Source organism: Micromonospora sp. NBRC 110037, assembly GCF_001652995.1.
Classification (GTDB): domain Bacteria; phylum Actinomycetota; class Actinomycetes; order Mycobacteriales; family Micromonosporaceae; genus Micromonospora; species Micromonospora chalcea.
In genome coordinates this window covers 473,138-487,674 of sequence record NZ_BBVA01000002.1, presented here as the reverse complement: position 1 = coordinate 487,674, position 14,537 = coordinate 473,138, and the positions used below count along the sequence as shown (strand labels likewise).

General features: G+C 71.6%; 9 protein-coding genes, 1 tRNA gene and 1 pseudogene. 6 read left to right on the top strand and 5 right to left on the bottom strand.

All coding sequences use genetic code 11. The features are described from left to right. Positions 1-177: 177 nt before the first annotated feature. Positions 178-1,191: a LacI family DNA-binding transcriptional regulator gene (locus A4R25_RS02195; protein ID WP_064445409.1), complete on the bottom strand. Its 1,014-nt coding sequence runs from the start codon at positions 1,189-1,191 to the stop codon at positions 178-180. Between the two features lie 268 nt (positions 1,192-1,459). On the opposite strand from A4R25_RS02195, the gene A4R25_RS02190 reads away from it, so the two are divergent. The 4 genes from A4R25_RS02190 (at position 1,460) to A4R25_RS02175 (ending at position 6,068) form a co-directional block, all read left to right on the top strand. After that, on the top strand, positions 1,460-2,731 hold the full coding sequence (locus A4R25_RS02190) for an ABC transporter substrate-binding protein (RefSeq protein ID WP_043329850.1): 1,272 nt from the start codon (positions 1,460-1,462) through the stop codon (positions 2,729-2,731). Positions 2,732-2,795: 64 nt separating this feature from the next. Continuing rightward, positions 2,796-3,728 carry a carbohydrate ABC transporter permease gene (locus A4R25_RS02185; protein WP_030500465.1) on the top strand — a complete coding sequence of 311 codons (933 nt, stop codon included), beginning with the start codon at positions 2,796-2,798 and terminating at the stop codon, positions 3,726-3,728. A 10-nt stretch (positions 3,729-3,738) separates the two neighbouring features. Beyond that, positions 3,739-4,638 (top strand): carbohydrate ABC transporter permease, encoded by a 900-nt coding sequence (locus tag A4R25_RS02180; protein WP_043329848.1) that lies wholly within the window; start codon positions 3,739-3,741, stop codon positions 4,636-4,638. Continuing rightward, positions 4,635-6,068: a GH1 family beta-glucosidase gene (locus A4R25_RS02175; RefSeq protein WP_113972408.1), complete on the top strand. Its 1,434-nt coding sequence runs from the start codon at positions 4,635-4,637 to the stop codon at positions 6,066-6,068. Before A4R25_RS02180 ends, A4R25_RS02175 begins: the two co-directional genes overlap by 4 nt. Before the next feature lie 87 nt (positions 6,069-6,155). On the opposite strand, the gene A4R25_RS02170 is transcribed toward A4R25_RS02175, so the two are convergent. The 4 genes from A4R25_RS02170 to A4R25_RS02155 all read right to left on the bottom strand — a co-directional run bounded on the left by A4R25_RS02170 (position 6,156) and on the right by A4R25_RS02155 (position 11,251). Further along, entirely contained in the window at positions 6,156-8,987 is a 2,832-nt protein-coding gene (locus A4R25_RS02170; protein ID WP_064445408.1) for a right-handed parallel beta-helix repeat-containing protein, read from the bottom strand. After that, positions 8,984-10,177, bottom strand: coding sequence for a hypothetical protein (locus tag A4R25_RS02165; RefSeq protein WP_146074920.1), 1,194 nt, complete (start codon positions 10,175-10,177; stop codon positions 8,984-8,986). Before A4R25_RS02165 ends, A4R25_RS02170 begins: the two co-directional genes overlap by 4 nt. Positions 10,178-10,474: 297 nt before the next feature. Then, on the bottom strand, positions 10,475-10,753 hold the full coding sequence (locus tag A4R25_RS02160; protein ID WP_064445406.1) for a discoidin domain-containing protein: 279 nt from the start codon (positions 10,751-10,753) through the stop codon (positions 10,475-10,477). Positions 10,754-11,164: 411 nt separating this feature from the next. Beyond that, positions 11,165-11,251 (bottom strand) — tRNA-Leu (locus tag A4R25_RS02155). A gap of 248 nt (positions 11,252-11,499) precedes the next feature. Between A4R25_RS02155 and A4R25_RS32195 the strand changes: the two are divergent. After that, a pseudogene (locus A4R25_RS32195) lies at positions 11,500-11,625 on the top strand (hypothetical protein); the annotation flags it as partial. A gap of 1,980 nt (positions 11,626-13,605) precedes the next feature. Continuing rightward, positions 13,606-14,526, top strand: a complete 921-nt coding sequence (locus A4R25_RS02145) for a fibronectin type III domain-containing protein (protein ID WP_231915478.1) — start codon at positions 13,606-13,608, stop codon at positions 14,524-14,526. Positions 14,527-14,537: the final 11 nt, after the last annotated feature.

Sequence of the window (14,537 nt, the reverse complement as noted above, 5' to 3'; positions counted from 1 at the left end):
CCCCGCCGACCTGGCCCCGGATCATTCGCGCCACCGCCGGCCGCGACCTCGCCCAGGCACGGGTGTGACGCTCGAGGCAGGCCCGGTTGCGGGGTCGGTGACAGCGACTCCGGCAGCAGCGACCGCGAGCAGCGGCACGATCCAGAGCGGGACGGCGCCGACGTCGCGCGGTTCGGGTCAGGTGGTGCCGCGGACGACGAGCGTCGTCGGCAACACGGTCGGCTTGGGCGGGTCGCCGCCGCCGTGCAGCATGGCGACCAGCGCCTCGGCGGCGGCCGTGCCGAAGCCGGGCTTGTTCTGGGCGACGGTGCTGAGCCCGGGCGGGATCAGCGCGGCCACCTCGATGTCGTCGAAGCCGACAATCGCAATGTCGTCGGGGATCCGTAGGCCGGCCGCCTGGGCCGCCCGCATCGCGCCGACAGCCATCTCGTCACCGGCGACGAACACCGCGGTAGGGCGGTCGTCGAGGGCGAGCAGCCGGTCCATCGCGGCGTGACCGCCGTCGAGATAGAAGTCTCCCTCGACGACGTGGCCGTCGGCGAGCGGCAGGCCGGCCCCGGCCAGCGCGGCCCGGAAGCCGACGAGCCGTTCGGCTCCCGGCCAGGTTCGCAGCGGGCCGGTGATGGTGGCGATGCGCCGGTGGCCGCGTTCGACGAGGTGGCGGACGGCGAGCGCCGCGCCGCCGGCATTGTCCGAGGTGATGTAGGTCGACGTCGGGCCGTCGACCCGCAGGTCGAGAGCGACGCACGGCACCTGGGCTTCGACGAGGGCGAGCACGGCCGGGTCCCGGGTGCCGTTGTCGATGATGACCGCGCCGTCGAGGTTGTGCTGGCGGACGGCGCGCACGTATCGCTGCCCGTCGTCGGGCCCCGCCGCGTCGTGGCCGGCGAGCATGAGCAGGTTCAGCCCGTGCGCGCTGAGCGCCGTCTTGAGCGCGACGAGGATCTCCTGCAGGAATGGGTGGCGCCATCCAGGGCGGCGATGGTCGGTGTCCCATACCAGGCCCACCATGTTGGATTTCTTCGTGGCGAGCGTCCGGGCCGATCCGTTCGGCAGGTAGCCGATCTCGGCGGCCAGGTCGAGGATGCGCTGGCGGGTGTGCTGGCTGACGACCTCGGGGGTGTTGAAGACGCGGGACACGGTGGCGACGGACACGCCGGAGCGGCGCGCCAACTCCCTGATAGTGGCCAATGTGGTGCCTTCTCTGTAACCGGTTTCACGACCGTAGCGCCAGCGATGTCCGCCGGTCAACCCGCATCGAACGTTATCGTTTCGTAACTTGACACCCCCTAGCCGAACCCGTTCACACTTCCCAGGAAGGGCGCTCGCCGGGCGGTCACCCGCAACTCGGCCGGCATCCGATCTTCATCCAACTCCACCCACCCCCACCACCATCGCTTCGCCGACAATGTAACCGGTTTCAGGTAACCGGTTACATCGCACGAAAGGGTTCCCTGGCATGCACCCAAAACGACTGTTGCGACTGGCGGCGGCCACCCTGGCCGCCGGAGTACTGCTGACCGCGTGTGGCACCGGCACCGAGGGAGGCTCCGGCGGCGGCAACGAAAAGATCACCCTGAACGTCAACCTGTTCGGCAACTTCGGGTACCAGGACCTGTACGCCGAGTACCAGAAGTCGCACCCGAACATCACGATCCAGGAGCGCACGGCCGCCTACAACGACCATCACCGCGACCTGATCACCCACCTGGCCACCGGCTCCGGCGCGGGCGACATCGAGGGCGTCGACACGGGCTTCATCGCGCAGATGCGCGAGCGGGGCAACCTCTTCGTCGACCTGGGCAAGGACCGCCAGTCCGAGTACCTCGACTGGAAGTGGGCGGCGTCGCTGGCCAAGGACGGCAAGCAGATCGGGTACGGCACCGACGTCGGCGGCCTGGCCATCTGCTATCGGCGTGACCTGTTCGAGAAGGCCGGCATGCCCTTCGACCGCGACCAGGTGTCGGCCGCCTGGGGCAGCGGCTGGGACCAGTACATCGAGTTCGGCAAGCGGTACGCGGCGAAGGCCCCGGCCGGCAGCGCCTTCTTCGATGGCGGAGGCCAACTGTTCAACGCCATCATCGGCCAGGCCCCGGTCGGGTACTACAACGAGGACAACGCCATCGTCGTGGGCACCAGCCCCGATGTCCGAAAGGCCTGGGACCTGACGGTGAAGGCGATCCAGAGCAACCTGTCGGCCAAGCTGATCGGCAGCTCGCAGGAGTGGAACAACGGCTTCGCGAAGGACCAGTTCGCCACCATCGCGTGTCCGGCCTGGATGATGACCAAGATCAAGGACCAGGCGAAGCACGCCGCCGGCAAGTGGGACGTGGCGAGCGTCCCGGGCGGCGGCGGCAACTGGGGCGGCTCGTACCTCACCGTTCCCAAGCAGGGCAAGCACATCGAGGAGGCCAAGAAGCTCGCGGCGTGGCTGACCGCCCCGGAACAGCAGGCCAAGGTGTTCACCGCGCGGGGCAACCTGCCGTCCATCCCGGCTCTGTACGACAAGCCCGACATTGCCCAGTACAAGGACGCCTTCTTCAACAACGCACCGGTGGGCCAGCTCTTCACCACCGCGGCGAAGCAGCTCAAGCCCCAGTACCAGGGCCCGCGAGCCGGAGACGTGCAGACCACCATCCGCGACGCCCTCGTCCGCATCGAACAGGGCAAGCAAAGCTCCGACGAGTCCTGGAAGCAGATGGTCAGCGACGTCGAGCGCCTCGCCAAGTAACTCGACCCGCGCCGCCGGCGGTCGCCCCTGACCGCCGGCGGCGCCCGGCGACGAAGGATCGACGATGGCCACCTACCTCCACCAGGCCCGGCGGGCCGGCCTGAGCCGGCTCGACACCAAGGGCTCGCCCTACCTCTACATCCTGCCGTTCTTCCTGCTGTTCGGCGCGTTCGGGCTGTTCCCGCTGCTGTACACGGCGTACGTCTCGTTCAACGACTGGGACCTGCTCGACTCCGGGTCGCACCGCTGGGTCGGCCTCGCGAACTACCGCGAGATGCTGCAGGACGCGTACTTCTGGAACGCCCTGGGCAACACACTCAGCATCTGGGTGCTGTCCACCGTGCCGCAACTGCTCGCCGCGCTCTGGATCGCCCACCTGCTCAACCACCGGCTGCGGGCCCGCACCGCGCTACGGATGGGCGTGCTGCTGCCCAACGTCACCTCGATCGTGGCGGTGACGATCGTCTTCACCCAACTTTTCGGCCGCGACTTCGGCATGGTCAACTGGGCGCTCGGCCTCGTCGGCATCGGCCCGATCGACTGGCAGGCCAACACCTGGAGCTCCCACCTGGCCATCTCGTTCATCGTCGCCTGGCGGTGGACCGGCTACAACGCCCTCATCTACCTCGCCTCGATGCAGGCGATTCCGCACCACCTGTACGAGGCCGCCGACCTCGACGGCGCGTCGCAGGCTCAGCAGTTCAGGCGGATCACCGTCCCGATGCTGCGGCCGACGATCATCTTCACCACGGTGATCTCGACGATCGGCGGCCTGCAGATCATGGCCGAACCCCTGCTGTTCGCCAGTTCCCAGACGCCCACCGGCGGCTCCGACCGGCAGTTCCAGACCGTCGCCCTGTTCATGTACGAGCAGGGGTTCCGGGAGTTCCGCTTCGGCTACGCCTCGGCGGTCGCCTGGACGCTCTGTCTGGTCATCGCCATCTTCGCGATCATCAACTTCCTGCTCACCCGGCGCATCGCCAAGGACGAGGACTGAGGAGAACGCCGTGACCACCCTCGCGGACCCCGTACAGACCGGCACCACACCCTCGCCGCCGCCACGCCGGTCCCACCGGCGCCGGAGCTTCGGGTACCCACGCAAGGCCTCGGTCTGGAGCTACGGGGCCCTGCTGGCGGTCGTGGCCGGGTCGGTCTTCCCGCTCTACTGGTCCATCGTCGTGTCCTCGCAGACCAGCGACGCCGTCACGAAGGTGCCGCCGGCCCTGGTGCCCGGCGGGCACCTCTTCGACAACATCGCGCGCGTGTTCGACACGACCGACTTCGGCCGGGCCCTGGTGAACTCCTTCATCGTCAGCGGCTCGATCACCGTCTCCGTGGTGTTCTTCTCGACCCTGGCCGGGTTCGCCTTCGCCAAACTGCGGTTCCGAGGCCGAAAGGCGCTTCTCGTCGTGGCCATCGCGACCTCGATGGTGCCGCACCAGCTCGGCATCATCCCGCTGTACATCCTGATGGCCGACCTCGGCTGGACCGGGCGCCTCACCGCCGTGATCGTGCCCGGGCTGGTAACCGCGTTCGGCGTCTTCTTCATGACCCAGTACCTCGGCCGCGCCGTGCCCGACGAACTGCTGGAGGCCGGCCGCGTCGACGGGTCCAGCACGTTCGGCCTGTACTGGCACATCGTCCTGCCGGCGGCCCGCCCCGCCGCGGCGGTGCTCGGGCTGTTCACCTTCATGCAGGCGTGGAACGACTTCTTCTGGCCGCTGGTCGTGCTGCAGGACAACGCGACCGTGCAGGTGGCGCTCTCCGCACTGGCCAGCGGCTACACCACCGACTACACCCTGACGCTGACCGGCACGTTGCTCGCCACGCTGCCGATCCTCGTCGTCTTCATGCTCCTCGGCCGGCATCTCGTCGACGGCATCATGCAGGGGGCGGTGAAGGGATGACCACCACATCCCAAGGCGCCGCCGCGGCCGCAACCCGGCCGGACCTGCCCGAGCTGCCGGACCTGCCGGCCGGCTTCATCTGGGGCGCCGCCACCGCGGCGTACCAGATCGAGGGGGCGGTCGACGAGGACGGCCGCGGGCCGTCGATCTGGGACACCTTCTGCCGCCGCCCCGGGGCCGTCGACGACGGCACCTCCGGATCGGTCGCCTGTGACAGCTACCACCGCTGGCGGGAGGACGTGGACCTGCTGGCCGGCCTCGGCGTGGACGCCTACCGTTTCTCGGTCGCCTGGCCACGGGTCATGCCGGCCGGGCGGGGCGCGGTGAACCGACGGGGCCTCGACTACTACGACCGGCTCGTCGACGCCCTCTGCGGGCACGGCATCCGGCCGTTCGTCACGCTGTACCACTGGGATCTGCCCCAGGCGCTCGAGGACGAGGGTGGCTGGCGGGTACGGGACACCGCCGAGTGGTTCGCCGAGTACGCCGCCGCGGTGGCGGGCATCCTCGGCGACCGGGTCCAGGACTGGATCACGCTGAACGAGCCGTACTGCTCGTCGATGGTCGGCTACGCGGAGGGCCGGCACGCTCCCGGCACCGCCGAAGGACATGGCGCTCTGGCCGCCGCCCACCACCTGCTGCTCGGGCACGGCAGGGCGGTCGCCGCAGTCCGGTCCGCCGCCGGCCCGCGGTCGCGCGTCGGCATCACGCTCAACCTCTCCCCCGCCGTGCCGGCCAGCGATACCGAGGCCGACCGGGCGGCGGCGGATCGGCAGGACCTCATGCTCAACCGGCAGTTCACGGATCCGGTGCTGGGCGGCGCGTACCCGCCCGGGTTCGAGCGGCTCTACGCCGGGGTGAGCGATCTGTCGTTCCGCCGGGACGGTGACCTGGCGGTGATCTCCACGCCGCTGGACTTCCTCGGTGTCAACTACTACTACCGGGTCCACGTCGCCGACGCCCCGTACGAGCAGCCCGACCCGGCGCTGCGCAGCGCGTTCGACATCGGGGTCCGGCAGCTACGGCCGGACGGGTTGCCCACCACCGACCTGGGCTGGCCGGTGGAGCCGCAAGGGCTGTTCGACACCCTGACCGGGCTCGCGGACCGTTACCCGGGCCTGCCTGCCGTGTACGTGACGGAGAACGGCTGCGCCGACCTGCGGGACGGACCCGAGCCGGACCCGGAACGGATCTCGTTCGTGGCCGGGCACCTGGCGGCGGCGGCCCGTGCGGCCGCCGTCGACGACCGGCTCGATCTGCGGGGGTACTTCTACTGGTCGCTCATCGACAACTTCGAGTGGGCCCGCGGGTACGGGCCCCGCTTCGGTCTGGCCCACGTCGACTACGCCACCGGATCCCGTACGCCCAAGGCCAGCTACCACTGGCTGCGTGACCGCTTGCGGGCGTGGCGGGAACGCACCTCCGCCTGAAGCGCCGCCCGCGGCTCGTGGCGGCAACGGTATGGGCGGTCACCCGGCACCGAACCGCCCCGGTTTCGGTGGAGTCGGGCTCTTCGATCATGAAGGCTGGGCGTGGGCGCCGGGCTCGCCTGGCGGGGCGTCGAGGGCCAGCCTCAGCGCCGCCTCGACCGGATAGACCGGGCAGTACAGCGGAGTGTCTGAGGCCGGCGGGGCCGCGTCCTTCACCTCGAACGCCTTTCGGGCCCGGCCGAGGTCCGCGAGCAGGTCGGCCACTGACGGTTCCTTCTTCGGCTCCGGGGGCGCCGCCTCGACGGGTGCCTCCGTCTTCGGCGCCGTGATCGAGACGCCGAGCGCCGCCGCGGCGGCGTTGAGCCCGTCCTTCGGCATCGCGGCGGCCAGCGCCGAGAGGCGGCCGACGGCCTGGTCGGCGTACGCGGCGTCGACCGGCACCGCCGGCAGCTCGAACCGGGTTCCGGTCTGCGCGCCGAACGGGGCGTCGCGGAACACCCGGTCGCGGTTCTCGGCGTCGACGAGCACGTGGCGGCCGTCGTGGAGGTCGGCGTACAGGTTGGCGGCGAGCACGTTCCCGTCGAGCAGCAGGTTCTGGTCGGGCACGGTCGCGCGGACGGCGATGCTGTCGGCGAAGGCGAGCACGTTGGCCTCGACCCGCATGACACCCCGGCCGGAGAGGTCCAGCAGGCAGCCGGTCGTGGACTGCCCGGTCGAGGCCCGGCCGGTGGGGTCGGCGGCGAACAGGACCGTGTTGCCGCGGATGGTCCAGGGGCCCGCGCCGGGTGCCTGGACACGGACGGCGGTGCCGCTCGTGTTGACGACCACGTTGTTCTCGAACGTCCCGTACGCCGCACTGAGCTGCACGGCGCAGTACGCCGCGTTGGCGAAGACGCAGTTGCGCACGGTGATGCCGCCGCTGCCGCCGCGCAGGTCGAGCAGCGCCGCCGACTGGGAGTGGCCCGCGTCGAGGGCGCCGCTGTCGGCGTACGCGTTGTAGGTCGCCCCGTCGAACATGAACCCGTCAAGGATGAGGCAATCCCCCGAGTCCTCGCCGGTGAGCACCGGATCGCCGAAGATGCCCTTCGCCTTGGTCTCCGGAGTGAGCACGAAGCGCACGGGGTGTCGCCAGGGGTCGCGCGCGGCGAACTCGGCGTCCCACCCGCCCAGCAGCGTCAGGTTGCGTACGGGGATGCGCCATGTGCCCGACCGCAGGCGGCCCGTGTACTCACCTGCGGCGACGAGGATGCGGTCGCCCTCGGCGGCCTTTTCGAGGGCCTGGAACGGGTCGCGGAACGGCGCCTCGCGGCTGCCGTCCCCGCCGGAGGATCCGGCCCGCACGAACCAGTCGCGGCCGGCCGGCCGGGGCGGCTCGGGGGCCGTGACGTCGAGCACGGGCGCGAGGGAGTCGAGGACGATGGTGGCGCTCTGACGCCCGCCGGGCGGCGTGAGGCGGTACGTGCCGCGGAGCAGGTACGTGGACTCGACGTCGAGGCCGCGCGAATACCGTACGGCTTCCTCGGTCTGATGATGGACGAGGCCGTAGCGCGGGGCGAGCGCCCACCACGGGCTGTTGTCGGTGCCGGGCTCGTAGACGGCGACGCCGATGTGCGTCTCCGCGAGCTCGGGGAGGATCTGCGTGTTCTGGTCGAAGCCGACCCCGGCCCGCACCTGCACCGGGGCTCCGGCGAGCGCCGGGTCGGCCTCGTAGAGCCGCGCCCAGTCGACGGCCTGGTACACCGGACCGGCCGGGGGCTCGGTGAACGGCTCCGGCGCCGCCAGGTCGGCGGGGTGCGCGCCCGGCGCCGCGCCGACCGCGAGGGCGAGCACCTCGGCCGGGGCGAGCCGGCGCATGACGGGCCGCTGAACATCGTGGTCCGATGTGGACGGCAGCTCGCCGAGGCCGGCCGATTTCCGCAGCGCGTTGAGGGCGGCGATCGGCGGGCGCTCGTACGTGACGGCGACGTCCACCGTGTACGTGTCGAGCCACGCCGCCGGGAGCCCGGTCAGCTGTGGGTCGCCGACGGTGTTGCCGGCCGCCGAGCGCAGGCCGACGTCTTCGAGCTCCGCGGCGTACTCCTCGGTGAGCTCGGCCTCCGCGCCCGGCACCCGGCTGCGCACGATGTCGCGCGGTGTGGCGAAGAACAGGTTGCGTTCGATGGCGATCTGCCCGACGTCGCGCAGGCAGGCGACGGCCGCGTTGCCGCAGCCGACGAACACGTTGTCGGCGATCGCGGCAGCGCCGTTGACCCGTACGCCGACGGCCCGGTCGGCGCCGGAGCCGCGCGGTGGGTCGGAGTCGTCGTGGGCGAAGGCGAAGGTGTTGCGGCTGACCGCGGCCGGGGTCTCGGGGGCGCCGTCGCGGACGGTGAGCAGGCTGAGGCCGACGCAGTTGACGACGATGTTGTTCTCGAAGACCACGGAGTCGCCGCCGAGCTCGACGGCGCCGGAGCTGCCGTTGGCGAAGCAGCAGTCGCGGACGGTGATGCGCTCGCCGCGCAGGCTCACCAGCGGGCCGTCCCCGTAGGAGACGCGCTGCAGGCCGCCCTGCTCGTCGTAGTCGTCGCGCCCGGCCCCGTCGAAGAACAGCCCGTCCAGGACGAGGCCGTCGTGGCCGCCGATGCCCTGGAGCATGTTCGGCTCGTTCGGGACGCGCAGGCCGGTCTTTGCCGCGAAGACCGTCGGTGTCTGCCAGGGGGTACGGCGGGCGAAGTCGGGGCTGTATCCGCCGAGCAGGGTCAGCTCGGGGGTGTCGACGACCCACGAGGAGCGCTCGCCGCGCCCGGTATAGGTGCCCGCCGCGATGTGGATGCGGTCGCCGGGCGCAGCCTGCCGCAGCGCGAGCCACGGGTCGTGGAACGGCCGGGCCCGGGTGCCGTCGCCGACCGGGCCGCCCGCCGCGACGAAGAAATCGGTCATGACTTCTTGACCTCGTCGTCGGCTTCCTCCGTCTTGTCCGCGAGCAGCTTGAAGCCCACCTTGACCGCGTCTCTGACCTGTGCGAACGCGGCGAGGCCCGTCTGCTTGTAGGGTCCCTCGGCCAGGTCCTTGACGTATTCCTCCTCGGTCGCCAGCAGCGACTCCAGGGATTCCGAGGCCTTCTCCAGCTCCTCGTTGAACTTCGCCAGCGTGCCCGGATCATCGGTCAGCTGGGCGAAGGCGTTGGTGCTCTCCTCCACGAGCGTGGGGAAGAGTTCGTCGTAGAGCTTGCGGGACTGCTCCTTGGCCGCCTCGGCCCGCGTGTCGAGCCCTCGGTCGAGGACGTTCTCCTTCATCCAGTCCCAGTCGGTGGCCCGGTAGTCGCCGGACGCGCCGATGCCGCGCCAGTTCCCCGCCGCCTCGGCGCCGCGGGCGAAGAGCTTGTCGATCCAGTCCTCGTCGAGCTGTTCGCGGGCCGCGGTCAGCAGCTTGATGTTGTCGACCACCGTCTGCTTCGCGGCACGCTTCTGCTTGGCCGCCATGAGGTTCTCCGCGGTGAGCTTCTCGAAGTTCTTGATCGCCTCGTTGGCGGCTTCCTTGGACGACGGGTCCTTCATGAAGAGGACGATCAAGCGGGCGCCCGAGGTCGGGAGGTATTTGACGAGCAGGCTCTTGACCGTGTCCTGGATGGAGCCGAAGTTCTTGAGGAGCAGCTGCTCGACGATCGCGTCGTTGCTGCGCGCGTTCTTGAGGTCCTCCTCGCACTTCTTGATGAGCGCGAGGTCGGCCTCCAGGACCTTGCTCATCAACGTGGCGACCTCGGGCACGTCGAGCCGGGCGACCTGCGCCCAGATCTTGCGCTCCCCGGCGAGGAAGTCACGCGGGCCGACCGCGGTCCACCGTTCGTCGACGGACATCGCGTTGGCCTGGCTGTCCTCCAGCACCGACCGGATGTCCGATTCGAGGCGCTCCATCAGCGCCTCGGCTTGCTCGCAGTTGGTCTCCCACCGGTCGGTCAGGCCGTCATAGCCCGGTTGCTCCAGCTTGGAGAGCATCTCCTCGAACAGCTTCTCCCGATCGGTGTCGAAGCGTTCCAGCAGATCCAAGACCTTGTCGAGGATGTCCTCCTCGAACCCCGTGGCGCGCATCCGCTGCTCAACGAGCTCGCGGGCGTCATCGACATCTTCCACAAATTTCAGCGTAGGAGCCCTCGGGCACCCGAGGCAGTCGTGAACCCGATCCCTGCCAGATCAAGGATCCGACCTATGCCGCCGCTCGGTGAAGACTGACTCCGGAAGTCGTCGACTCTTCGGGAGTGCACCATGTCATCCCTGTTCAGCGGACCGATACTTGGTGTTCGTATGCGCCTTTTCCTCTGGCACCGGGGCGCAGCCGGCTCATAACGGCATGGGGTGCCCGCTCCGTGGCGGCCACCCCATGCCTTACCGTCCCGTGCGGTCACTCCCCCGGGAACGCACGGACGGGCCTCAGTTGAGGGCGTAGATCTCCGCGGCCGACGTCCACGGGTTGCCGGCGACCTCACTCACGGCACGCAGTCGCGAGTACTGCCCGGTCTTCGCGGTGGACCGGACGTCCTTCTGGCTCGCGCCGTTGGCGAACGCGCCAGTGGCCACGGCCGTTCCCCAGTTGGTGCCGTCGGTGCTGACGTACACCTCGTACTGGCCGATGCGTCCGTTGACCGCGCCGGAGCCGCCATCCTGCCGGGGCAGGTAACGCAGGCCCGAAACGGAGTAGCTCGCGCCCATGTCGAGGAAAAACGCCCTGCCGGTCCAACCGGACGACGATCACTCCGGAGCCCTCGCGGATGTGCAGCCGCGTGCCCGGCCCCCATCCGAGGGCACGGACGACCGTGCGGTCGGCGATCCTGCCGCTGCTGTCGATGGCCGCCAGGCCGTACACCATCGTGCCGGCGCGTGGCGTCGGCAGCACCGGCAGGGGAAACAGCGAACGGCGAAGCGCTCCGCCACGGGGGCGACGGGACTCCTGCCCCCGGTCGGCCAGCATCACCGGCGGGATGACGGGAGCCACAGCACGATCAGCCACGACAATCGCCCCCGATCGAGACATGGTCGATCGAGGGAGCCGCTGCGCTGAGAGTTGCGTGGTCAAGTGCGCTTGACCACCAGTACGCGAAACACAGCATGGATGCTGCAAATTGGTGTCCGAGGGGGGACTTGAACCCCCACGCCCTATACGGGCACTAGCACCTCAAGCTAGCGCGTCTGCCATTCCGCCACCCGGACCTGCACGTACCAGCCTACCCGGTCGGCCAAGGTGATCATCTCACCGCATCGGCCGGCCTGGCGGGCCGCACGGGGCATTACTGTACACGGCCCGGAACGATCATGCACATCAGCACCAACGCCACGCGTTTGCGCAGGTCAGAGGCCACAACAATCGGGTGGGTAGCGCGCAACTGACGATTCCGGGCAGCATTGCTCACGTGTCCCACCCCTCCCCGTTGATCGCCACCCAGCACCAGGCCCTCGCGATGCGGGCCGCCGGCGACCTGACCAGCGCCCGCCGCCTGCTCGCCGACGCGATCGTCGCGGCCCGCCCGGCGTACGGCGAGGACCACCAGGACGTCCTGGCCACAGGTCACCTGCTGGCCCGGCTGCACCGCGAGGCCGACGACCCGGCCGCCGCCCGGCGCGTACTCGAAGAGGCCTACGCCGCCGGCGAGCGCCGCCGGGGCGACGGCGACCCGCTGATGCTCGCGCTCAGCTTCGACCTCGCGGGGGTGGCCGAGGAGCTGGGCAACCGGCACGAGGCCCGCCGCAACTACAGCCGCGTGGCCACCGCCGGGTCCGCCGTGCTCGGTCCGGACCACCCCGCGGTACGCGCAGCCCGCCAGTACCTCGGCGGCTCCGCCGCCGCTCCCGCCGGCTACGGCCCACCTCCCGGCGGCTTCGCCGCCGCTGCCGGCACGCACCCCGGTCCGTCCCTGCCCGGGCACCCCGGTCCGTCCCTGCCGGGACACCACAGCCCGGCCCCGCCGGCACACCACAGCCCGGCCCCGCCGGCACACTCCGGTCCGCCCCTGCCAGGACCCCCCAACCCGGCTCTGCCGGGGCACTCCGGTCCGGTCGTGCCCGCACAGCCTGGACAGGTCCTGCCCGGCCAACCCGGTCCCGTTTCCCCCGGGCACTCCGGTCCCGCTCTGTCCGAGCCCACCGTGTCGCTGCCGGCGATCCCGCCGCCGTACCCGCCCGCACCGGCCCGCCCCGCCGCCCCGGGGACGCCTGCCGCGGCTGCGCCGGTATCCGGCGCACAGTGGGCGCCCCGCCCCGGCCCGGCGTCCCCGGCGCCCGGCGCCGTGCAGTCGCCGTATCCCGTGCCGAACCCGCAGGGCACTCCCCCGCAGCCCGCCCCTCCGGTCCCGCCGCGCCAGCATCCCGCCGTGCGGCCGGACGGCTCGACGAGCCCGTGGGCGCCGCCCTCGCCACCCTCTGCGCCGTCCGAGGAGGCGACGACCCGCTTCGCGCCGATCTCGGAGGAAGCGACCTCCCGGTTTCCGGTAGTGCCCGCCGAACCCACCACCCCGCTGACGCCGCAGTCGGCCGCCGGAGCGGCCCCGCAGATTCCCGGTGTCCGGCCGGTCCCCCCGGCCCAGGGTGTCACCCCCGTCGCACCCGGAACGTACGGTCGGCAGCCCGCCGCCCCCGGAGTGACGCCGGTACCGCCCCGTCCTCCGGTCGCCCCACCACCGCCGCCGGCGGTCCCCGGTGCCGTGGTGCCCCCAGCAGCGCCCGGAACGCCGACGGCAACAGCTGGAACGCCGACGACAGCGTCCGCGGCCGGGACGCCGGTGCACGGGCGGCCGGTGGCGCCGCCCGTACCCGGCCCGGCGTCCCCGCTACCGCCCCCGCCGGTCATCCCGCCGCCACCCGCGAGGCCGAGCGCCGAGGCGCCTCCAGCGTCCGTCACCCCGCCTCCGTCGCGGATGCCGTCGGCGGGAGTCGTGCCGCCACCGCCACCGCCGACCGTCCTGCCGCCGGCACCGAGCATCCCCGCACCGGCGAACGTTGTCCTGCCACCACCGCCGGCAGTCACTGTCGCTCCGCCGACCCCCGTGCCGCCACGGCCGGCAGCCGTCCAACCGGTGGCCGAGGCCGCAGCCGCTCCCCCGAACGCCGCCACGGACCGTACGGCCGGGACCGGAACGGCAGCAGCCTCGGAAGTCCATCCCGCAGCGATCGAGGCGAACGCGAGCGGCCCCGGCACGGGTACGCCACCGACCGTCCCGGGTGGACCGGGATGGGACAAGCCGACGATCCAGGTACAGCAGATCGGCCCGCTGCTGGAGGAGGAGTCGGAGCGCCAAGCCGCGACAGCGGCCACCGGCACCACGGCCAATCCTGCGGCATCCGGGTCCGTCAGCGGACCCCCGGTCGGTGCGCCTCCGGTGGACGGTCCTCAGAGCAGCGGACCTCCAGCCGACGCACCCGTGATGAGCGGGCCCCCGGCCAGCGCACCACCCACCAGCTCACCGTCCACGCCCACGCCGCCGGCAAGCGCACCGTCCATCGGCACGCCCACGCCGCATCCCGTCAGCGCGCCGCCCACGCATCCGGTCAGCGGCCCACCGGGGCAACCGGTGAGCGGTGCGGCCGCGTACCCGATCAGCGGAATTCCGGTCAGCGGCTACCCACCACCGGTCAGCGGACCACCCGGTCACGGCGACTACCCGTCACTGGCCGGCCAGCCACATGCGGCGCCCGTCAGCGCCGCGCCGGTCAGCGGCGGCTCCGTGCCGCCGTGGGGCATGGTCGCGCCGCCGTGGAGCAGTGTCGCCCCGTCCCAGCCGGTCGACCGGCCCGCCGACCCCGAGCAGGACACGGACGGGCCTGACCCGGACGAGCCGACGGCCGGCGACGCGGCCGGACAGGCGGAAGGGGACGCGCCGGAACGGAACCGGCCGATGCCGATCTACGAGGATCTGCTGGACTTTCCCGAGTCCACGCGACCCGAGCCGCCGGCCCAGCCGGAGCCGGGCGCCTGGCCGGTGAACCCGCCGATGTTCCACCAGCCGGCGCCGGTCCAGCCGCCGGGCGCGTACCCGATGGAGCCGGAGCGGCCGGGCCGCAACCGCACGGTGCTGGCCCTGGTGGCCGGGGGCGCGGTGCTCGCGGTGGTGGCGGCGGTCGGTGTCGGCGTGGTGTTGCTGAACCGGGAGGCGGCGCCGCCGGCTCCGGTGCCCGCGTCCGGTTCCGCGTCGCCGAAGGTGGCCGGTCCGCCGCCGGGCGACTTGCAGCTACGGGACGACACCACCACTGTCACGGTGACCTGGACCGACCCGACGAACGGCGGGGTGCCGTTCGTGGTGGCGGGTGGCCGGGCCGGGCAGAAGCTCGGCGTGATGGCCACAGTGGACGCGGGGCAGACCCGCTACACGGTGAACGGGCTGAGCGCGAAGCTGGACTACTGCTTCACCGTGCTGGCTGTCTACGCGACCGATTCGTACTCGACCTCGGGTCAGGTCTGCACGGACCGGGAGGGCGGCGCGACGCCGAACTGACGGTCCGGGGA

Coding starts and splice junctions, on each gene's coding strand:
- A4R25_RS02175 (WP_113972408.1), top strand. CDS start 4,635: ATGACCACCACATCCCAAGGCGCCGCCGCGGCCGCAACCCGGCCGGAC.
- A4R25_RS02160 (WP_064445406.1), bottom strand. CDS start 10,753: ATGGGCGCGAGCTACTCCGTTTCGGGCCTGCGTTACCTGCCCCGGCAG.
- A4R25_RS02185 (WP_030500465.1), top strand. CDS start 2,796: ATGGCCACCTACCTCCACCAGGCCCGGCGGGCCGGCCTGAGCCGGCTC.
- A4R25_RS02170 (WP_064445408.1), bottom strand. CDS start 8,987: ATGACCGATTTCTTCGTCGCGGCGGGCGGCCCGGTCGGCGACGGCACC.
- A4R25_RS02190 (WP_043329850.1), top strand. CDS start 1,460: ATGCACCCAAAACGACTGTTGCGACTGGCGGCGGCCACCCTGGCCGCC.